Source organism: Paenibacillus taichungensis (genome assembly GCF_050994985.1).
GTDB lineage: Bacteria > Bacillota > Bacilli > Paenibacillales > Paenibacillaceae > Paenibacillus > Paenibacillus taichungensis.
Map to the genome: position 1 here is coordinate 5620603 of NZ_CP194720.1, position 20938 is coordinate 5641540.

Genomic DNA, 20938 nt, shown 5'->3' on the forward strand with positions numbered 1-20938 from the left:
TTTTTACCTGCGGATAATTACACCACTTCTTACTTCAGGACCAACGGAGATTTGGCGTCCCTCTGTATCTGCATCACTTTCCCGGCATACGATCCCTGCCGATTCATGTCCTGTCACCATTAGAAGCCGACCATCCGCACCCACTCCCTCAATCGCTTCCAGCTCCGCACCCTTACACTGATGCAAATGAATCAACGATCCTTCAGTAATATGTGCGTTCATTTCGGCGATTCGTAGGTGCTTCGCATGGGCGCATTGCACCCCGTTACGAGCCGTCACCGTATATCCCTGAACGACCAGACCATCCAGCGGCATTTCCGGCAGTCCACTCACCAATAACGCGGTTTCCGCTCCTGCACAGACCACATCCGATATCTGGATATCTCGGAACACCGGAGTTTCCTCACTGACCTCCTGAGCCAAGTCGCTACCACGAGCGGAACCCTCCTGATTGGCATAGAAAAAGGAAAACGAGATAGCTTCCATTATGATATCTTTCATATAAATGCGCTCCACCTGAATATCCTCAACGACCCCGCCGCGCCCACGCGCGCTTTTGAAGCGAAGCCCAATATCCGTTCCAATAAACGTACAATCCGAGACCCGGACATGCCGCACGCCACCGGACATTTCACTGCCAATGACAAAACCGCCATGGCCGTGATACACAGTGCAATTGCGGATCGTAATATATTCCGAAGGCAGACTGAGTTCACGGCCTTCTGCATCCTTGCCGGATTTCAGGCAGATCGCATCATCACCAACATCGAATACACTCTGCTCCACAAGGACATGACGGCAAGATTCAATGTCAAGCCCATCACCATTCTGGGAAAACCAAGGATTCCGTACACTCACATTACGAATTGTGACATGCTCGGATGCCCACGGATGCAGATTCCATGCAGGCGAGTTCTGGAACGTCGGGCCGTCCAAAAGCACTCGTTTACATTGACGTAAGCTGACCATGTTAGGACGCAAGAAGTCTCTGACTTCCTCATAAGCAGCCACATCACACATTTGCTCCAGATGCAGACGATTCGCAATCGCACCGCCTTCAAGAGCAGAAGTCGATGGCCACCAGATGGCTTCGTCTCCGCCAGCATGCTCCACTACACCACCCGAACAGACCAGTCGATTCCACTGCGACGCGGTCATCTTGGATCGTTTTACCGGACGCCATGCCTCTCCACCGCCATCCCAAATCCCCTCACCCGTGATCGCAATATCCTCCAGCTGCTCACCATCAATGGGCGACTGACATCGCACTGCCTGCCAACCTTCGAAGCTGGACGCAATCAGGGGATATTGATCGAAATTACGGCTGAACGTAACCAGAGCCCCCGCCTGGACATGAAGCTCAATTCGACTGCGGAGAACAATTGGACCCGTTAACCAAACACCCGCTGGAATGACAATTCGGCCACCTCCCGCTTCTGCACAAGCTGCTATAGCCAGTCGGAACATCTCGGTATTATCCGTCAAGCCATCCCCTACCGCACCATAATCCGTAATCTGAAAATCCCGTGCAGGGATGACAGGTAAACTCACTTCATAAGCCTTCGTATCGGATTCAACACCTTCTCCTGTACCAAGTGGGGAGTAATATGTATTCATCGTTCAGAACATCCTCTCTACCTATAATTGGATCGGACTATTTTTAGTATTGTATCGCTTACCGGAAAGCGCATTCTCGCTCCATCATATCAATGCCATAGGGCATAAGGTTGAGCTTTTTTGCCATGTACGATTCAGAATTTGATGTTATTTGTTTTTATGATCAGAGTCATAAAGTAAACATCTCTTCCAGTATACTCTATACATCTATTCCAATGGTTGTAAAACAACTAGGAGAATGGATTCATTTTTCTGTCAGGATTCGTCACAAAGAGGCTGTCAATATAACAAATATATAACATAATTACTGGCTATGGCCCTATAAAACCCATTACTTATGTCATGTTTTATCACAAACCAATTGCCTTTAGCAGGATGAGTATGTATGATTAAATAACTAGTTTCAATTTATTCCTTATTATTCCTTTTACAAACAGATGTTGCAGAAAGGATGGGGTCTCTTGATTGAATTTAGGGGTGTCCAGAAACATTTTGGCCATTTTCATGTCCTCAAAGATATTCATCTTCACATTGAAGAAGGAGAAGTCGTTGTCATTATCGGCCCTTCCGGCTCAGGCAAAAGCACACTGCTCCGCTGCATCAATCGTCTGGAGACGATTACCGAAGGTGAACTTGTCGTCAGTGGTGTCCCTTTACATCAGAAAAAGGTGGACATCAACCTCTTCCGCCGTGACATCGGCATGGTATTTCAACACTTCAATCTCTACCCTCACAAAAAAGTCATCGACAACATTACCCTTGCACCCATGAAGGTGCGTAAACAACCCAAAGCACAGGCAGCCTCTACGGCGATGAAGTATCTGACCCGAGTAGGCATTGCCGACAAGGCAGACAGTTATCCTTCCCAGTTGTCCGGTGGACAACAGCAGCGTGTAGCCATCGCAAGAGGTCTTGCCATGGAGCCCAAAATCATGCTTTTTGACGAACCCACCTCTGCACTGGACCCCGAAATGATCGGGGAAGTTCTGGATGTTATGAGGTCTCTTGCCCACAATGGGATGACGATGGTCGTCGTTACACATGAGATGGGATTTGCGCGCGAGGTCGCAGACCGAGTCATCTTTATGGATGAAGGCCGAATTGTGGAAGAAGCCTCCGCCGCTGAATTTTTCGACAACCCGAGAGAAGAACGGGCCAAGCAATTCCTGAGTCGTCTGATTCACCACTGAGAATAATCCATTTTGAAAGGGGTCTTTACCAAATGAAAAATGTATTAAAGTGGCCGTCGTTTATGCTTGTTTTGATTCTATCCCTTGTATTGTCCGGTTGTAGCACCGGAGAGGAAAGTAGCAGCAGCGGTGGTTCTGGTGGGAGTAGCGAAGCCAAAGGCACGATTGAACAAATTAAAGAGCGCGGTAAGCTCATTGCCGGCGTGAAATACGACACCAAATTGTTCGGTTTGAAGGACCCCGCAAGTGGCGAAGTCGAAGGATTCGATATTGATATCGCCAAGGCACTCGCCAAACAGATTCTTGGAGACGAAACGAAAGTAGAACTGAAGGAAGTAACGTCCAAAACGCGCATTCCGATGCTGCAAAACGGCGACATTGATCTCATCATCGCAACGATGACGATTACGGATGAACGCAAGGAACAAGTGGATTTCAGCGATGTCTATTTTGAAGCCGGGCAATCCCTGCTTGTGAAAAACGATAGCGCGATTACCGGTCTGGAAAGTCTCGACGGTGTGAAGGTTCTTGCCGTCAAAGGCTCGACTTCTGCGCAAAATATTCGCGAAAAAGCCCCGGATGCCGAGGTGCTCGAATTCGATAACTATCAGGATGCCTTCACAGCCCTCAAGGCGGGTAAAGGCGAAGCTCTGACGACCGATAACATTATTCTGATCGGCATGCAGCAGACGGATAACAACTACAAGCTGGTTGGTGGCAATTTCACGAGCGAACCTTACGGCATAGCGATTCGCAAAGGCGATACAGCCTTCGTCGAAGAAGTAAACAGCCTGCTCAAAAACCTGAAGGACAGCGGTGAATATGATACGTTGCATGAAAAATGGCTGGGCAGCAAGCCAGAGTAACCCCGATTAATGATGGTGAAGCGGCGAATTAGCCTGTGATATGCGATGCATGAGCAGGCCGCAATCACCGCTTCTACCTCTGGAGAACGGAGGCTTCGCCTACATGGGCAAATTGGACTTCAGCATACTGATCAAACATTCGGATCGATTCCTGGAAGGGTTCCTCAATACCATCCAAGTGAGCATCATGGCCTTGATTGGCAGCTTTATTCTGGGTGCAGTAATGGCTATCTTTCGGATATCCCCCATCAAACCACTCAACTGGATCGGCACCGCTTTTGTGGAGTTTATCCGTAACATCCCGCTGCTGCTTGTCGTGTTTTTCTTCTATCTCGGATTGCCGGCACTTGGCATTTCATTGGATGGATTCATCTCAGGTACACTCGGTCTGACCATCTATACGGCTGCTTTCATTGCCGAAGCGATCCGGGCGGGCATTCAGACGGTCCCTCGCGGGCAGTTAGAAGCGGCGAGATCTTCCGGTCTATCCTACGTACAGGCCATGAACCTGATCATACTGCCACAAGCGATCAAGATTGTATTGCCGTCCATTGGCAACCAGTTTATCAATCTGGTCAAAAATTCATCCATCCTTGCGGTCGTAGCGGGCATGGATCTGATGTATTTTGCCGATCTGATCAACTCGGATACATTCCTGCCGCTGAGCGTCTACACCATTGTTGCGCTGTTCTACCTGGTGCTGACTTTGCCGCTCAGCTTCCTGGTCCACTATATGGAGCGCCGTTTTGGACAAAGTGATGCGGACGCCAGCCGTGCCAAAGGCAAACCAAAGAAGACCAAACCAACGGGCCAGGTCACCATGTAAACAGACATTCATTCTAACCCTTGTCCTACTCACAGAAGGAGGCCGATGATCCATGGACTTTAGCGGGGCCTATGCCTGGCCCAACCTTCGTTTCCTGCTGCACGGATTCCTGATTACCCTGCAAGTGGCAGGGTTGTCGATTGTATTCAGCTTTGTTCTCGGCACCGTGCTCGGTACCGTTCGATACACGCGAATTCCGGTACTGTCACAGATTGTGGCCGTTATCGTGGATACGATCCGGAATCTGCCGCTGCTGCTGATCATTTTCTTCATTCATATCGTACTTCCCCAGCTCGGAATCAAGATGTCTGGCTTCTGGTCCACGGTCGTTGGACTAAGTCTGTTCGAAGGCGCCATGATCGCAGAGATTGTCCGCAGCGGACTCAAATCGATTGAACGTGGTCAAGTGGAAGCCGCCCGTTCCTCCGGCCTAAGCTATATGCAGACACTTGGCGGCATCATCATGCCCCAGGCTTTGCGGCGCATGTCGCCACCGATGGTGAGTCAGTTCATCTCTTTGCTGAAGGATACTTCACTGGCGATCATCATTTCCCTGCCGGAACTGATGCACAATGTGCAGATCCTCGGGGGGCAGAGCTTCGATTACGTCATCCCTGCCCTGCTACTCGCAGCCGTATTATACTTCGTCATCAACTACACATTGTCCATTGTGGCGCGGCGGCTTGAAGCACGAATGACTTGATACGAAAGGAATAAGGCAAGAAAGAATATGAAGCATGAAGTAACATGAAGTAACTTGAAGCAATCTAGGCTTCATGGTTGATTAGATACGAAGGAAATAGATATGAAGGAAAGAACCGAATTGATAAAAAGAAGGAAAGCGTCCCAAAGACTCCAAAGCCACGTATGTAGTGGATTTGGAGTCTTTTTGGGGCTAACAATTATGCTCATAAATTCACGAACTTCCCACCCATATCTAACGAATCGAGAGAAGCTTATTCAACCATTTTATAGACCGTTTCGAATCTAACGAATCGTAGATGCTCTATTCCTCCGATTACCCCGGCTTTTACCTGCTATTTCAGTGTTTTGAGTGAAATAGCTTCACTGAAATTCGTTACATTTTTCATATCAGCTGATATCCCAAAATTAGACGTCTCAGGTTCGTTAAAATTTACGCCCCAGCGATTCAATTAAAACTCACTCCCATTACTAATGATTCGCCCACAATCAGCTCATCCCCTAGATCGCTGCTCCGTTACGGCGTAGTTTCTTTTGCAGCAACGCTACCGGTAGCTCCAACGGATCTAGCTTCATCTGAACAGCTAAAGCGGCTGCTGTTCCCGCCGCCTGCCCCGTAGCCATGCAGCTTGGCGTCAGCCTTGTCGTTGCGTGGGCCTCATGTGTGGTGGAGATGCAACGTCCTGCCGCCAGCAAATTGCGAATATTTCGGGAAATCAGAGAGCGGTACGGAATATCGTATGCTCCGTCTCCTTCTATAAAAGCCGCTACGACGCCTTGACCCGAAGGATCATGAATATCAATCGGATAGCCACTTCTGGCGATTACATCATCAAACTTTCGACCTGCAACCACATCGTCCTTGGTCAACGCATAATGCCCGATGATTCGCCTGGATTCACGGATACCAATCTGTGGCGCTATCGCTGAGATCGAGGCCCGCTCGAATCCAGGCACGTCACGCTGCAGAAACTCAGCAATCATCAGCACCTGCTTCCTGCCTTCCTGTTCAGCAGAGGTCAGATCTTCTGCATCTGTAGCATCCAACCCCTGCACCCGGGTGCAGTTAATCAATACCTCATCTTCAGCCGGGCCGGTAAAAAACAATACCTGATCACGGTTAATCGGTACACCTGCTTTTTTCCATTGGGAATAGAAGCCGCTCACCCCGGTTAACGGAATACTGTCCAGTTCGGAGAAAGGGGTTTTAGCATAGAAATCCTCCGGGTGCTCCTGCATGTATTGTTTCACTCGTCCAAGGTCCACACCACGCATTCGAAATTTCATGGTCATCGGCTGTGACTGGTGATCGCCATCTCGCCCCTTTGCAATAGAAGCTCCCGCAAGATAAGCCGCATCCGCATCACCGCTGGCATCCACGAATACGTTCGCTCTTAGCTCCATTCGGCCAGACTTGTTCGTCAGACGTACCGCCTCTACCCGATCATTCACCATAACCACTTCATCCACGAAGCTGTGCAATAACAATCGCACACCTGCTTCCTGCAGCATCTCTGCCGCAACCACTTGATAGATCGCCGGATGGTAAGGCGTAACCGTATGCACAAATCCAACCGTATCCCGAAGATGCCCCGGAGAGCCGCCGCGCTCCTGTAGTCGGTCAACGATTTCCTGGGCGATACCCTGAATCACCTGCTCACCACTCTCCGTATGGAAGGTCATCCAAGGATAGACCATGGCGGCAGTCGACATTCCACCAACGAATCCGTACCGTTCCACCAGTACTACTCGAACACCTTGTCGTCCAGCAGCGATGGCTGCCGCTATACCCGCCGGACCCCCTCCCACAACAACCACATCCGCTTCTTCCTTTTTCATGCTCATACTTATCCGTTCACTCAAGCTATCACTCCTTCCGTTCTATTGCAGGGGTTACTCTTTCAGTCCTGTCATGGCAACTCCCTCAATGAAGCGCCGTTGTGCCAGGAAAAAGACAATCAGCAGCGGCAGGGTCGCCATGACGGTGGCACTCATCAGATATTGCCAGGCTGTACCCACTTCATCCGTGAACAAGGATAACCCAAGCGGCAGCGTCATCAGTTCTCGCGAGTTAATGAAAATCAACGGATCGAAAAACTCATTCCAGATCGTCACAAACGTAAAGATCGTCAGCGTAGCCATACCGGGCTTGGCAATCGGGAGCATAATACGAGCATAGATCCGGAAGCGGTTGCAGCCGTCAATCATCGCCGCTTCTTCCAGCTCGGTGGGTACCGTAATGAAGAACTGCCGCATCACAAAGATGCCAAACACGCCGCCCGCCCCAAAGATCGGGAGTAAAATCAGCGGAAGATGTGTATCAATCCACCCCAGCTGCCGCATGAACAGAAACATGGGAATAGCCGTCACCTCATGGGGAATCATCATCGCACTCAGCAGGATGAGAAATACCACATTACGTCCCTTGAACGGAATTTTGGCAAATGCGTACCCGGCGAGAGATGCAAAGAACACCGTACCCAGCACAACCACAGCAGCAATATATACACTGTTAAAATAAAAACGATGAAACGGAATTAATCGAAAAACATCGATGTAGTTCTGAAATCGGAAGGTATCCGGTATCCACTGTGGTGGATAGGTAAATATGCTTTGAGGTTCCTTGAATGACGTCGATATCATCCAGATAAATGGAACAAGCATGATCAGCGAGATCAGTGTCAGCAGCAAGTACGTCCCCAGGGCACTGCCTGTCTTGCGAATCGAAGGATTAGGCATCGCCTTCATTGAATACCCACCTCTTTCGAAGCTGCCATTGCAGCAGTGTCAGGATTAGCACGATAAAGAACAATACATACGCAAGCGAAGAGGCGTAGCCGAACTGAAATAATTTGAATGCTTTTTCCCAGATATAATAGACCAATACCTTCGTGCTGTTGCTCGGCCCTCCCTGTGTCATGACGTAGATCTGTCCAAACACCTTGAGCGAGCCAATCACAGTCATGACCATGGTTAAAAACACCGTTGGCGTAATCATGGGCAGTGTGACGTGAAAGAAGGTTCCCCTTCTGCCCGCTCCGTCCAGTGTTGCCGCTTCGTAAAGTGAACGCGGTACCTGCTGAATGGCTGCAATGAACAACACCATATTCAGACCCACATTCTTCAGTACACTCGTCACAATAACCGCAGGCATCGCCAGATCCTGATTGTAGAGCCAGGCCGGACCCTTGATGCCAATCATTAACAGAAGCTGATTGATCAGTCCCGACTCTGTGGCATACATCAGCTTCCATACGATGGACCATACAATCAGCGAGGTCATGACCGGAACAAAGATAGCTGTTCGAAAAATCCCGATGCCGCGCAAACTTCTGGATAGCAGCAACGCGAGCAGCAGCGCGAGCACAATATTAAGCGGCACAAGCCCCGCAGTGAAATAGACCGTATTGGCAAGCACCTTCCAGAACATGGCGTCTGTCATCACATTCCGGTAATTCTCCAGTCCAATAAAATGATGATCCCCCAGCAGCGGCCAGTCGGTCAGGCTCATGTACAGAGCCAAACCCATGGGAAACAGCAGCAGCAGGGTAAACCCGAGCACCATTGGCGATACAAACAGCCATCCCGCGATCTGGGCCTCTCTGGCGAGCGGACCTCTTCCTGTACGCTTGCGTGAATGGGTCACAGTCAGGCCCTCCCCTTTATCAAATTTCTTCCCTTGAAACGAATATTTACACTTGCCACTCCAATGACAGAACAACCTTCCGATCGCTGTTATCCCCAGATTTTTTTAATTCAATTTTACAAAGAGGAAAATCCGGGGATAAAGGCGAACACTCCGTTTCTTCAGGTTATTTCTGTCCTCTACGTTCTCTTGTAAATGTTTAGTTCAACTTATATAGTCTGAACGGTTCAGATTGTCCACCGCATTACGGAAGGCGTTAACAGCCCTTCGCAGCTGCTCCTCCGCTCTGCCTGTTACGACCGCTCCAAGCATGATCGCCTTGACCCCGGTATCGTGCAGCACCCGAACATCCTCCGGCACCAGCTTACGCTGAGAAGGAACCAATACCGGAATTTGCGCCTGCAAGACCAGACGGCGATACTTGAGCACGTCCGCAAAGCTTAGCGGTGTACCATATTCATTCCCAGGCACAATGGATGCCTCCAGGGCTGTGAATCTGTAATGAGCGGCTGACGATACAAGGGAAGGTTCATATTCGTCATTGATCGCAAACGTTCGGTCCAGCCCCAGGTCATCCAGCATGAAGGACGGCAAGTGATGTGCATAGATGGAATAGAAGTCAAAACCCAGCCCGGAGAGACGCTCCACGTCCTCCCTCCGTGCTCCATCTATACTACCGGATGGTACGACCCCAAGCGGGCCTCCAAACTCGCTACGGATCGCCTGAAAAACTTCGGCATAGTTGTCCAGTGGACCAAAATGATTCCCGCTGGCGCGATGGCCGACATTATAATGCACCTTCAGTGCATCAGCGCCCTCTTCGATTGCTGCCCGGGCCAAAGATAGATCGTTCTCGGGTAAGCTGACCACAAGTGACAGCGATTTCTGATCAAGCAATTCCTTGAATTTGCCCATCATGCTCACCTCCTGTTTCTATAAAATGATTTATTGTTGCAGCACGCCTTGGATTTCTTCCTGCATTTGCTTCAGATTATCCTCAGGTTTCGCTGAACGGGCGAACAGTCGGTCAAATCCCTGCAACACCGCATTGTCGATATCCTGCCAACGGATATGACCGGGAATCAAGCGCGCTTTTGGCATTTCATTAATCACCGCCTGCACAATATGCTCCTTGCTCGGATTATTCGGCTGATTAATGAACGCATCGGAGTTCAGCACAGAGGTACGCGGAGGCACAAAATAGGTGGCCGTCGCCTGAATACCCTGCTCGCTGGCAAAATACTTCAACAGCTTCTTGGTTTCCTCCGGATGTTTGCTGTCGTTGAACATGGCATATCCAGCCTGCCCTAGCATCGGTACGCTGCCCTGTGAGCCGGAAGGCATGGGAGCGATACTCCACTCAAAATCGGTAATCTCTCTTGCTTTGGAAACATAGCTGTAGTTATCGAAGAACATGCCTACATTGCCAGCATCGAAGCTGACCTGCTCACCTGCTTTTGGATGCGATTCATCGGTGAACATCATGCGCTCCAGCAGTTCAAAAGTCTGTACTCCATAGGCATCGTTCCAAGTGAACTTCGTCATGCCTTCGTCGAACGGACCACTGCCATTGGACCATGAATACGAGGAGAGCACTGCCCAGGTCTTCCAGTCGCGAAAAAAGTTGGCGCCATAGATCCGGTTGGTAGCCTCCTTGCTGGTAATCGCCTTGGCAGAATTCTCGAACTGTTCCCATGTCCATTGTCCTTGGCTGGCAAGTGTATTGGGGTCGGTCAGGCCGGCTTTGTCGAACAACGTTTTATTGTAGAACATGACCACCGGAGGTGTGGAAAAAGGCAGCCCCAGCAGCTGATCGCCATCACGGAACAAATCCAATGTACTTGGTATATAATCATCCAGCTTGAACTGGGCATCATCCTTGAACTCGGATACATCAGCCAGGATATGATTGGATTTGAACTGTGGCACCATCCGCTCCGATACCCATGCGATATCTGGGAGAGAGCCGCCAGCGGCAAGCACCGAAATTTTTTGCTGGTATTCTGCGAAAGGAACGGATTCCATCGTCACCTTGATGCCTGGATTTTCCTGCGTGAAGCTATCAATCAGCTTGTTGTATACATCCATATGTGCCTGATTGCCCCACATCATGAATTTCAGCTCAACCTCTCCATTCTCCCCGGCTGCTTGCCCAGGATCACTTCCGGAATTGGAGCTTGTGCACCCGATTGAAGCAATCATCATGAGTAAGAGTATCAATATCAGTCCTGCTTTTTTCATGAAAATCCCCCTTATGGACTTAGTGGTATACATGTGCAACCAAAGTATAACGAAGACATCGCCCGCTCATAAATCACGTCAATTACAGAAATGGTATGGTATTTCAAGAAATGCTGAATCGGTCACGATATTCCCCTGCTGTCCATCCCACCTGCTGCTTGAATACCAGCATGAAGTGTTTAGGACTCTGATGTCCGGATAACCTTGCAACATCATAGATTTTGAGTCCTGTGTTAACCAGCAGCCACTTGGCCCGTTCCATACGAGCCTCAGCGATGTATTCGGAGTAATTGGTTCCTGTTTCGTTCTTGAACAGTTGGCTTAGATAGGTGGGGTTCAGATGAACCAGTGCTGCTATGGTCTGAAGTCGCAGATCCCCATCGGGGTGCTGCTTGATGTGCTCCTTCACATCTCGGATAATCTTCCGCGTATCTCGGCCGGAGTGCTCTGCTTTCCCAGATGGCTCAGTGACTGGAAGGGTTGAAATGCCGTACCTGCGATCCAGCAGCAATTGAATTTTTTGGATGCATAATGCCAGTTCATGACGTTCAATCGGCTTCAGCAGATAGTTCAACACTCCGTATTCCATCGCTCTACGTGCATATTCAAACTCTCCGTACCCGCTAATGATGATCATCAGCAGTTCAGGGTACATATCTCTTGCTTTGGATACGAGTGTCAGCCCGTCCATTTCACGCATGCGAATATCTGTGATTAACACATCCGGCACTTCACACCTCAGAAAATCCAGTGCCTCGGCTCCGCTCGAAGCTTCACCTGTTATCTCGAACTGAGGAGCCGCCTGTACAATCAGCTCTCTCAGTCCCTGACGGATGACCGTCTCATCCTCCACAAGCAATACTTTATACATGCGCTTCATTCTCCTTTCGGTTGAAGTTGAATGGATATCGTGACCGCCAGGCCCTGCCCTGGACTGCCATCGACGCTCAGGCTGCCACCTTCTCCATACATGAGGCGGAGCCTTTGGGCGATATTGTTAAGTCCAAGCCTGTCCCCCGCATGACAGCGCAATGCCTCATTGGAAGGCTGCCGAGCAATGGATTCATTTAATTCATCAATCTCCGCCTGAGCCATGCCTTTGCCATTGTCACGCACAATAATCAGCAGCTCATCATCGAATTTCAATGCAGATACCCAGATCACCCCGCCATCCGCCTGCCCTTCGATGCCATGGTAGACAGCGTTCTCCACCAGCGGTTGCAATACAAGCTTGGGAATCAGACACTCTGTAACAGCCTCATCGATGTTATAGATTACCTCCAGCTTCCCGTCATAACGTACTTGTTGAATGCGTACATAGGATTGTACAAAAGCCAATTCTTCCTGAAGCGGAACCCTCCGGTCCACCTTATCAATCGTATAACGCAGCAGCTTGCCAAGTGCCGTCACCATATCAGACACCTCAGCGTGTTTCTGGCGGACCGCCATCATGTTGATGGACTCCAATGTGTTGTATATAAAATGGGGATTGATCTGGCTCTGCAATGCTGACAACTCCGCCTCTCGCTCTTGAATGCCCAACAGAAATACCTCGTTGAACAGTCGATTGATCTCTTCCATCATTCGGTTAAAACCCCGGCTAATCTGTCCGAACTCATCATTGCTAAAGTACGCTACGCGCTGGCTAAAATCTCCCTGCTCCACCCGAATCATATTGTGCTTCAGTCGAATTAGCGGCCTCGTTATGCGATAGGATAAGAGCACCGCGAGAACTGCTACAGCCGCCATACATAACACAGCGAATCCAAACGTAAACGTGAGCATCTCGCCCGACTCCTTCTGAATAACGGCAATAGGCGTAAGGCTGATCACCGAAAGTCCTGAATAGCTGGAATGGTGCTGTACGTAGAGATAGGGCTTCCCATCAAGGACAACCTTCTGGTTGCCTGCGTAGCCTTGAAGCTGGCCATGTTTTAACAGCTTGTCGTATGCGGATAGGCCTCCAGCAGAGGTCCGTTCGAACAAGAGACGCTGCTTGCTGTCGACAATCATCAGACTCGCATTTTGCTCAAAATTCAGATTGGACAGGAGCTGACCGAAAGCTTCCAGCCGGATGTCGATCAGAATATAGCCCAGTCGCTGGAGTGTACCCGGATCACGTATCTCACGGGCAACCGATATATACGGCTCTTCATGACTGCCCGTGTAATAGCTTGGTTCGTGTGGAGGAAGCAGACGCCATTCCCCTTCCGAGCCGTTAAGCTCTGCAAACCAGTCATCCTGCCTGCTGTCCCATACCGGATTCACTGCCAGTGAATCCAGATTGGAGAACAAAATGCCGCTGTTGCTGATCAGATGGATGCCACGAATTTCAGGTCGGTCATACGCCTGACCGGATGTGTAGAGCTTCATTTTCAGATAATCATCGGATCTCGCCCATGTACCCGATCCCATCGGAGCGTTGTATTTGCCCAGAATGCCAAGCACCATCTGATCGTAGAGCGGCAAGAGCGACAACCGCTCGAAGTCCTTGAGCAGCCTATTCAGATTGGTATTAATCTGGCGAACAATATCAATGGTGAACTGCTCCGTCTTGCGATCAATCGTCTGCGAGAAATGCAGGTAATTCACTACTCCCTGCAAGCTCAGCGGCAGCAAGGTCAACGCCAGGAACAACAGAAGCAACTTGGTGCGCAGATTCATATTTCTTCCGAAATAACCCTGTACCTTGTCCATCATTTCCGTTCATCCCTCCCCCTCCGATCATTGTATGATCCCCCTTCACAGATCAATCTGGATATAACTGGGGTCATCATATCCAGTTTTAATGATTGTTGGCTATCCTGCCAACCATGGGATTGGTACGGAATTTCAAGATTGAAGCGCAGTTCTCGGGGAAACACAAAAAAGCCGACTGTATCGCTACAGTCGACTACTCTTCTATTGCATCAAAAAACCGACTGCATTATGCAATCGGCTGTCTGTTCATAAAGTGTTTTTTATATTTGAAGCGATTATATTCATTAATTAACTCGTCCAATACCATCGATTGTTGAAGGACTTTGTAGTCTTGCATGCCATGATATTCCGCCAAACGACTTAACTCATGCCTGTTCTGTTCGATTTGGTCTCTAATCTGCTTCGGTTCTCTCACAGCATGCACCCCCTCTTTTTAAAACATTTTAGGATACATTGCCAAAAAATTCATATTTTATTCCTTTGCAAAATAAAATGTTTGTTTACAGAGGAATACTTTCATAACACTACATTTTGCATTAATCCGTGAAAATTGTCACAACTACAATATATAGATGTGTATTCCTCACACCCAGCTACATATCGAACTCTCGAAGAAATAGAGACTCTTAACCCAGAAGCAAAAGACAGAAACACGTTATAAATTATGTTCCAATCGTATGCTGAACTTTGCTCACTCTGGAGCGGATTAGAATACCTGCTACGCGCACCAACACCATAGAAGCAGTCATTAATATAAATGCAGGACCGATATTCTGAAGATCCAATTGATGCTCAATGGCATACTGATATGCTTGCTGCGGATGATGCGTGATCCATTCCACCGGCACAATGCGTAGCAGGAATGCCACCGCCCAAACGACCACACTACCTATCCCCACTCGGGTATACCACTTACCTGCCGTTGCATCGAATTCCATACGTGTTATTCCCAGCACAATCATTCCGAAGAATGCTCCTACAATGACGGCGACCAACAAAAACAGCACGTTGTTACCCGTAAAAGTCATATCTTTAAGAAATCTGGCTGCATAATAACCCATAATAACGAAAGGCAGCAATAAACGATAAAAACGTACTGGCTTTCGTCCAATTGAAGTGATTACTAAAACTGCAAACATGATGATCATCTGAACCCACATGCTCGTCGTCATACGTTGTTCCCCCTGTATTTGCTTGATTTGATGCTTTAAGCATAGCAGGGAGAACACCGCTCTAGCGTCCACAACCGGGTGGATAAAGAGGTCCACCTATAGGTGGATTTTAGAAGAGGGTACTAGCTTTTATCATTAGTATTTCTCTATTAGTCGAGTATATTTATTAATCAGTTCATCCAGTACCATAGACTGCTTGAGGACCTTATCATCATGCATGCCATGTCTCTCTACCAAACGGCGTAGCTCTTGTCTACTTTGCTCTATTTGGTCTCTTAAGATTATCGGCTCTCTCACAAGCATGCACCCCTTTTTAAAACAATTTAGAATACATCTTGAATTCTGCATTTTTCCGTTTAAAACCCTTAGTTCTGACAAAAACATATGTTGTTTTGCAGAATTTTGTAAAAATATTTGTTTAGAAAACTTTAATTCCCATTTTTCGACTTGATTATTGAATATTCAAATAGCCTACTGCAAAAACAGTAGGCTATTTGAATATTTATTGATATTTAACGTTTATTTCTTCATTAGTAAGTCTTCTATATTCCTCGTACAGATTTACACATTTTATTTGAATTCATAATTTAATTATTCATGTAAGAGTGTATCCCAGTCGTTGGATTTATGTAGCCACTCCTGATTTCATTCCAAAATTCCAAGGCTAAAGATACTTACAAACTCGCATTTGGGTTAAGCAAGCTGATTAATGTTTTGTATTGGTTCTCTATTTCTTTAGATAAATGACTTTTAAACTCTCCATAAAGATCAATACACTTTAATGTTGCCGCATCATCTTTAACAAAAATGGATAACTCCAAACTTATAAGTAGCGACTTCGATCCAGAATCGTACCTATGTCTTCTAAAGTAGTAAACTGATAGCTCATAAAATAGTATAACTCTTCGATAATACCAACTTTGTTCAGTATACCCCCCTCTTAAATAAGTATCATTGAATTGGATAGCAATCTCTTTTTTAAATTTGACCAATAAATCATCCACATCATATTGATGCCTGTTAGCTGATTGAAGAATTTTAACCAAAGCAGGAAGAATTTCTGCTTCATCTTTCTCGATACAATTAATGTAATCAGGTATAACTTCTCGTACGCCCATCATTACTTGATACAAATATTTATTAAGTTTAGCAAAAGATCTAATTTTTCGATCAATGAGATTATCCTTAATTCCGTAAGTCACAACGATTTTCTCATAAATATCAGTATATCGAAGAGCTTCTTTATAATTTTCGGAACAATCATGGTAATTCGCAATAAGCAAGTTAGAATAAGCTTTATATACATATAGTGGATACTGTGTTTTACTAGTAAGCTTTTTAGTTTGTCTCATGGCCACATCTGACTGCTTTTCTAATTGGCAAGCTAAGTCTCTCATTCTATCCCACTCATGAAGTCCCCAGTATGCATTTGCCAGATCCTTAATTGCATCCAGCTGATAGTCTTCATCTAACCGTTCTATAAATGGTTCTAATTTTGAAACAACTAATCTATTCACTTTTTGGTCATGACCAATATTAATAAGAAAAATACGATACTGGCATAACGCCAACCGTTCCGAGTGCTGATATTTCTCACCTGCGGCTACGCATTCATATAAAATAAGCGCCGCTTCATTCATTTCTTTGGAATACAGATTCTCTGCCATTTCAAACAGTTCTGAAATATAGGATCGATCATCTGTTACCTGATAGACTACCTTTTTAATACAGCCTAGCTTGTTAAGTTCAGCGCAGCGATACAGGAACGGTTCCAAACGCCTCCAATGAGGTGCGGCCTCAACAAAACATTCCACAACGTACATTTCGTAGAAGTATCCCTTCTCCAACCCCATACCAGATGTAATTTGATCCAACTGATTCATAGCTAGAGGTCTGCTACCCTTGAGGATGGCACTTAAAGTGCCAACGTTGACACCCGTAACATCTGAGAATTGCTGAAGTTTATATCCTCTTTCTCTTATGTGATTCTCTATATATGTGCGTATCGTAGGTGCAAGTTTCAATTCTCCCACCCCCATCAACCAAACTAACTTAAGGATCCATCAGTTCTTAATAAATGTAATTTTAATCCTGAATTTTACAATGGTCAATCTGCGCAAAATTACAAAAGGTTTACTTCCGATTACGGAAATAAACCTTTTAAAATATATCAACCTCATTGCTTGGTTACTACAATCCTCCACCACCATGTACAGTAAGAAGTGTTTCAATAGGAAACCAATTATTATATGAACCTAATTGACCAACATTTATAAGAATAAAACTAAGCAAGATTAAATATAGGATTCTCTTTTTTATCATAATAATTCTGTACCTCCATTATTATTAATTTATACTGATATTCAATATCCGCAGTAGCTATATTCCTATATTTTTCATATAACGCCACACAGCGAATAATATCAGTTTGATTGTTTAGCTTTACAGATTCTTTCAGACAATAGACCAGTTGCTTGAATCCCTCAGTATATTGTTTACGATTGAGGTGATAAATCGTCCGCTCAAGTAAAAATGTGATATACATATCCGAATTGACCTGTTCAGTGTAACCCTTTAATTGAGTAATTTCTGAATTAATTCGGGCGTTATACATGTAAAGGATGTCATCGATATTATTATCGAATTTATTAGCAGCTTCTAAAATATTAATCATTGCTGGCAAAAGTTCAGTTTCGTTATTTTCAATGAAATTAATATAAGCTGGCAAGATATTTAAGTCACCCATCATCAGCCTGTACAGATAGGTATTTGCTTCTGTCCATCCTGCAAATTTATCAATATAGATCTGATCTTCCTCATCAGGTTCAGAAATTTTCATGAGATCTCCATAGATCTCTGTATAATGTAGTGCCTCTGCATATTTTCCTTGCCTCTCACATGCGGAGGATTTAAGTAAATTTGAATATGCTCTATATACAAATAAGGGATAAGCGGTTAATCGATTACTTTTATCCGTTATTTTCTTTGTATACGATTGTAAAATTTTCGTTTTCTGATCCAACTCATCAGAAAGGGAAAATAACTTGTCCCAATATCTCAAAGCCAAATATGTATTCGCCAGATCCTTGATCGCATCCAGTTGCCGCTCTTCATCCAGCCGATTAATATATGGCTCGAAGTGAACGGCTGCCCTGAGATTTTCATGCTGATCCTGACCGAGAGATAGTGTGAAAATACGATACTGGCACAACGCGAGACGTTCCGAGTGTTGGTACTTCTCACACTCCGCAACGCATTCATATAACATGCGGGCCGCTTTCTTTTGTCCTCGCTCAAGCATGCCTTCTGCCATCTCAAACAATTCGGAAATATAGGATCGATCATCCGTCACTTGCTGGATTACCCTCTGGATACATTCGAGCTTGTCCAGCTCGGCGCAACGTTGCAGAAAAGGCTCCAGTCTTCTCCAATGTGGTGCAGACTCCACAAAACACTCAGCGCCGTAAATTTCGTAGAAATGACCTTCTTCCAGCTTCATGCCTTTGGTAATCAGATCCAGTTGAGCCATGGCGATTGGCCGCGTCCCTTTGATGATCGCACTTAACGTTCCAGCGTTCACACCCGATATATCGGCAAAGTATTGCAGGGTATAGCCCTGTTTCCTGATGTAGTCCTCAATAAAGGAGCGTATCGTAGTTGTAGGTTCCATGTCTCCCACCTCCACAATGAAAATCCATAAATTTGAATTTATATGATATGCACAATTTTAATCCTAAATTTTACAGCGGTCAATAAAAATCGTGGCAATTTCCTGCCCATTTGTCTAAGTTTGAGCGGCTTTAATCCGCCTTATAGAAAAAATCCATTAGAAGAATGCATGGCAACATGGTAAAGTTAGTTTTAGCTTGAATATCCTACTATTTCCATAGGATTAGACAACCCAGTGCTTTTCCAATCCAATCCAAGGGGATGGTTAGATGAAATTTGCCTTATTTAGTCTCATGATGAATCTTCCAAATGCCGTAACTGGTGAATCACTAACAACACAACAGAAGTTTCACAACATTTTGGAACAAGCCAAGCTGGCCGAACGGCTGGGGTTCGATGCATATGGGATCGGTGAGCGGCATGGCGCACCTTTTCTGTCTTCCTCACCTCCCGTTGTGCTGACCGCCGTCGCTGCTGCGACTTCACGTATCCGGTTGCTAACAACGGTCACTGTTCTTAGTATACTTGATCCGGTACGGGTTGCCGAGGATTATGCCACGCTGGATCAATTATCGGGCGGACGGCTGGAGATGATCATCGGGAAAGGCAATGATCCTCGGCACTATCCCCTGTTTGGCATTAGCGAGGAGGAACAATGGGATTCACTCGGTGAACGCTACGAACTGCTGAAACGGCTGTGGACTGAAGAGAATGTAACCTGGCAGGGAACGTATCGCCCTCCCCTTCAAGAGGTTACTACTCAGCCGAGACCGCTTCAGCAATCCATTCCGATCTGGCATGGAAGCGCATCGAGCACCCGCTCTACCGAGCTTGCAGCTAAGTATGGCGAACCGATATTTAGCTCGAATTCCTTCCACCCGCAGGCAAAATACAAAGCGTTAATTGACCATTACCGGGAGCGTCTCGATTATTATGGTCATGATGCGAACCGAGCGATGGTTGGCTCTGGTGCAGGCAGCCTATACCTCGCGAATACACGCGAAGAGGCGATCCGTCGTTATACGCCTTATTATGAGGCATTTCATGCTACGGCCGCTGCGCAGCACAACCAGTCACCCTTTAAGGACCTGGAGGATAACATTGCGCATGGTCCTGTACTGATTGGTAGTCCAGAGCAGGTCATTGAAAAAATCCTCAATTACCATGCCGCCTATGGACATCAGGTACTGAGTATCAGCGTGGATGGACTCAGCCATGCGGAGCAGTTGGAGCAGGTAGAACGCTTTGCCCAGGATGTAGCGCCAGTGTTACGACGCGAAATACCCAGTTTCATATGGAACGAGCCCCCGCTCTTGAACGAGTCTCTTCCTTCTCCCACTTCGCCTTCTCCCGATTCATGGCCCCCAGCCATCTCACCGATCTTCCAGGTATAGTTCTCAGTTCTCCACACAATCCCCATTCATCCACAAGCCTTTATGTATCCAGGGTGATTCTTAAGAATCGCCCTATCCCTCCCCCAAGATGTCTTTCTCTATGATCCAGATTTAATACCCTCAAACAAGGAGATCAACGAACGCTGCACGAATTCAGTATCTATCGCTTCGCCAGTCACCAGCATGCGATAGAACATCGCTCCATAGACGAGGTCTATGCACAGTCCGATGTCACAATCCTTTTTCAACTGTCCCCGTTCTACACCTTTTTCAAAAATTCCCCACGCTTCGCGCCGACGAGGCTGAATGTATCTGGTTCGGTATTCTGCTGCAAGCCCTGGATCAGACTGTCCCTCTCCGACAATCTGTGTGATCACTTTTCCTTCCCGGCTGCTCAAAAAAACAACCAGATTGCTCGCATGAATGCGCACATCCTCAAATACCGATCCTGTATCCGGTACAGGCAATCTTGCCTTTGCCGCAGACATGTACCCATCCATAATGACAGCACCTTTATTTGGCCACCATTTATATATCGTTGCTTTGCTCACCTTAGCACGTTCAGCAATTTTTTCGATCGTAATCGCTCCGAATCCGTGTTCCAGTAATAATTCATAGGAAGCTGCAAGAATCGCATTCTGGGTTTCCACATTGCGGGGACGCCCTCTTTTGGCTGTCATCATAAGCCCTCCTTGGTGTAACCAATGCATCTGTAATTCATAAAAACTATACGTTCATTATACTAAAACACCGATACATTAAACAATTTCGTTCTTACCTTACTTCGACATAAAAAAAGTTCCCACGCCTATTTACAATACTAAACGTTTAGTTTATTATATGCTTACGATTAGTAAACGCACCGTTTAGTAATTAACAATTTCAATACAAGTTCACTTTAATAAAAAATAATTT

The 20938-nt window shown here is 46.6% G+C and carries 19 protein-coding genes; 5 read left to right on the plus strand and 14 right to left on the minus strand.

Annotation, left to right across the window (positions count from 1 at the left end; genetic code table 11):
* Positions 1-3 precede the first annotated feature (3 nt).
* On the minus strand, positions 4-1617 hold the full coding sequence (locus ACR1R9_RS25305; protein ID WP_433922403.1) for a glycoside hydrolase family 28 protein: 1614 nt from the start codon (positions 1615-1617) through the stop codon (positions 4-6).
* A gap of 437 nt (positions 1618-2054) precedes the next feature.
* Between ACR1R9_RS25305 and ACR1R9_RS25310 the strand changes: the two genes are divergently transcribed.
* The 4 genes from ACR1R9_RS25310 to ACR1R9_RS25325 all read left to right on the plus strand — a co-directional run bounded on the left by ACR1R9_RS25310 (position 2055) and on the right by ACR1R9_RS25325 (position 5202).
* Positions 2055-2807: an amino acid ABC transporter ATP-binding protein gene (locus ACR1R9_RS25310; RefSeq protein WP_079695864.1), complete on the plus strand. Its 753-nt coding sequence runs from the start codon at positions 2055-2057 to the stop codon at positions 2805-2807.
* Between the two features lie 32 nt (positions 2808-2839).
* Positions 2840-3673 carry an ABC transporter substrate-binding protein gene (locus ACR1R9_RS25315; RefSeq protein ID WP_433922402.1) on the plus strand — a complete coding sequence of 278 codons (834 nt, stop codon included), beginning with the start codon at positions 2840-2842 and terminating at the stop codon, positions 3671-3673.
* Positions 3674-3776: 103 nt separating this feature from the next.
* Entirely contained in the window at positions 3777-4499 is a 723-nt protein-coding gene (locus ACR1R9_RS25320) for an amino acid ABC transporter permease (RefSeq protein ID WP_433922401.1), read from the plus strand.
* Between the two features lie 52 nt (positions 4500-4551).
* Positions 4552-5202, plus strand: a complete 651-nt coding sequence (locus ACR1R9_RS25325; RefSeq protein WP_076290687.1) for an amino acid ABC transporter permease — start codon at positions 4552-4554, stop codon at positions 5200-5202.
* A 500-nt stretch (positions 5203-5702) separates the two neighbouring features.
* On the opposite strand, the gene ACR1R9_RS25330 is transcribed toward ACR1R9_RS25325, so the two are convergent.
* The 12 genes from ACR1R9_RS25330 to ACR1R9_RS25385 form a co-directional block, all read right to left on the minus strand.
* Positions 5703-7040 (minus strand): FAD-dependent oxidoreductase, encoded by a 1338-nt coding sequence (locus tag ACR1R9_RS25330; RefSeq protein WP_433923655.1) that lies wholly within the window; start codon positions 7038-7040, stop codon positions 5703-5705.
* 54 nt (positions 7041-7094) lie between these two features.
* The gene (locus ACR1R9_RS25335) at positions 7095-7949 is read right to left on the minus strand and encodes a carbohydrate ABC transporter permease (RefSeq protein WP_076290688.1); all 855 of its coding nucleotides are present in this window, start codon (positions 7947-7949) and stop codon (positions 7095-7097) included.
* Positions 7933-8847 (minus strand): carbohydrate ABC transporter permease, encoded by a 915-nt coding sequence (locus tag ACR1R9_RS25340; RefSeq protein ID WP_079695868.1) that lies wholly within the window; start codon positions 8845-8847, stop codon positions 7933-7935. The genes ACR1R9_RS25335 and ACR1R9_RS25340 overlap by 17 nt, the downstream gene beginning before the upstream one ends.
* 204 nt (positions 8848-9051) lie before the next feature.
* Entirely contained in the window at positions 9052-9765 is a 714-nt protein-coding gene (locus tag ACR1R9_RS25345; RefSeq protein WP_326064252.1) for a hypothetical protein, read from the minus strand.
* A 27-nt stretch (positions 9766-9792) separates the two neighbouring features.
* On the minus strand, positions 9793-11088 hold the full coding sequence (locus ACR1R9_RS25350; RefSeq protein WP_433922400.1) for an ABC transporter substrate-binding protein: 1296 nt from the start codon (positions 11086-11088) through the stop codon (positions 9793-9795).
* A gap of 103 nt (positions 11089-11191) precedes the next feature.
* Entirely contained in the window at positions 11192-11959 is a 768-nt protein-coding gene (locus ACR1R9_RS25355; protein ID WP_076290691.1) for a response regulator transcription factor, read from the minus strand.
* A 5-nt stretch (positions 11960-11964) separates the two neighbouring features.
* Positions 11965-13788 carry a cache domain-containing sensor histidine kinase gene (locus ACR1R9_RS25360; protein ID WP_433922399.1) on the minus strand — a complete coding sequence of 608 codons (1824 nt, stop codon included), beginning with the start codon at positions 13786-13788 and terminating at the stop codon, positions 11965-11967.
* Between the two features lie 226 nt (positions 13789-14014).
* Positions 14015-14203 (minus strand): aspartyl-phosphate phosphatase Spo0E family protein, encoded by a 189-nt coding sequence (locus ACR1R9_RS25365; RefSeq protein ID WP_076290693.1) that lies wholly within the window; start codon positions 14201-14203, stop codon positions 14015-14017.
* A 247-nt stretch (positions 14204-14450) separates the two neighbouring features.
* A complete protein-coding gene (locus tag ACR1R9_RS25370) occupies positions 14451-14960 on the minus strand; it encodes a hypothetical protein (RefSeq protein WP_433922398.1) in 510 nt (169 codons plus the stop codon).
* 135 nt (positions 14961-15095) lie between these two features.
* Positions 15096-15344, minus strand: a complete 249-nt coding sequence (locus ACR1R9_RS25375; protein WP_433956400.1) for an aspartyl-phosphate phosphatase Spo0E family protein — start codon at positions 15342-15344, stop codon at positions 15096-15098.
* 290 nt (positions 15345-15634) lie between these two features.
* Complete coding sequence (locus ACR1R9_RS25380) at positions 15635-16993, minus strand: transcriptional regulator (RefSeq protein WP_433948867.1); 1359 nt, start codon at positions 16991-16993, stop codon at positions 15635-15637.
* 251 nt (positions 16994-17244) lie between these two features.
* The gene (locus ACR1R9_RS25385) at positions 17245-18540 is read right to left on the minus strand and encodes a transcriptional regulator (RefSeq protein ID WP_433922395.1); all 1296 of its coding nucleotides are present in this window, start codon (positions 18538-18540) and stop codon (positions 17245-17247) included.
* Between the two features lie 358 nt (positions 18541-18898).
* Here ACR1R9_RS25385 and ACR1R9_RS25390 point away from each other — a divergent pair, with 358 nt between their 5' ends.
* Complete coding sequence (locus tag ACR1R9_RS25390; RefSeq protein WP_433922394.1) at positions 18899-20023, plus strand: LLM class flavin-dependent oxidoreductase; 1125 nt, start codon at positions 18899-18901, stop codon at positions 20021-20023.
* Between the two features lie 98 nt (positions 20024-20121).
* Here ACR1R9_RS25390 and ACR1R9_RS25395 read toward each other — a convergent pair whose 3' ends face one another.
* Positions 20122-20703, minus strand: coding sequence for a TetR/AcrR family transcriptional regulator (locus tag ACR1R9_RS25395; protein ID WP_433948959.1), 582 nt, complete (start codon positions 20701-20703; stop codon positions 20122-20124).
* Positions 20704-20938 lie beyond the last annotated feature (235 nt).

Bases quoted from the DNA above. Each gene is read 5' to 3' on its own strand.
- ACR1R9_RS25390 (WP_433922394.1), top strand. From the start codon at position 18,899: ATGAAATTTGCCTTATTTAGTCTCATGATGAATCTTCCAAATGCCGTA.
- ACR1R9_RS25355 (WP_076290691.1), bottom strand. From the start codon at position 11,959: ATGTATAAAGTATTGCTTGTGGAGGATGAGACGGTCATCCGTCAGGGA.
- ACR1R9_RS25315 (WP_433922402.1), top strand. From the start codon at position 2,840: ATGAAAAATGTATTAAAGTGGCCGTCGTTTATGCTTGTTTTGATTCTA.
- ACR1R9_RS25330 (WP_433923655.1), bottom strand. From the start codon at position 7,040: ATGAAAAAGGAAGAAGCGGATGTGGTTGTTGTGGGAGGGGGTCCGGCG.
- ACR1R9_RS25320 (WP_433922401.1), top strand. From the start codon at position 3,777: ATGGGCAAATTGGACTTCAGCATACTGATCAAACATTCGGATCGATTC.
- ACR1R9_RS25360 (WP_433922399.1), bottom strand. From the start codon at position 13,788: ATGATGGACAAGGTACAGGGTTATTTCGGAAGAAATATGAATCTGCGC.
- ACR1R9_RS25375 (WP_433956400.1), bottom strand. From the start codon at position 15,344: ATGTTTTTGTCAGAACTAAGGGTTTTAAACGGAAAAATGCAGAATTCA.
- ACR1R9_RS25345 (WP_326064252.1), bottom strand. From the start codon at position 9,765: ATGATGGGCAAATTCAAGGAATTGCTTGATCAGAAATCGCTGTCACTT.
- ACR1R9_RS25310 (WP_079695864.1), top strand. From the start codon at position 2,055: ATGTTGCAGAAAGGATGGGGTCTCTTGATTGAATTTAGGGGTGTCCAG.
- ACR1R9_RS25350 (WP_433922400.1), bottom strand. From the start codon at position 11,088: ATGAAAAAAGCAGGACTGATATTGATACTCTTACTCATGATGATTGCT.
- ACR1R9_RS25325 (WP_076290687.1), top strand. From the start codon at position 4,552: ATGGACTTTAGCGGGGCCTATGCCTGGCCCAACCTTCGTTTCCTGCTG.
- ACR1R9_RS25335 (WP_076290688.1), bottom strand. From the start codon at position 7,949: ATGAAGGCGATGCCTAATCCTTCGATTCGCAAGACAGGCAGTGCCCTG.
- ACR1R9_RS25370 (WP_433922398.1), bottom strand. From the start codon at position 14,960: ATGACGACGAGCATGTGGGTTCAGATGATCATCATGTTTGCAGTTTTA.
- ACR1R9_RS25395 (WP_433948959.1), bottom strand. From the start codon at position 20,703: ATGACAGCCAAAAGAGGGCGTCCCCGCAATGTGGAAACCCAGAATGCG.
- ACR1R9_RS25305 (WP_433922403.1), bottom strand. From the start codon at position 1,617: ATGAATACATATTACTCCCCACTTGGTACAGGAGAAGGTGTTGAATCC.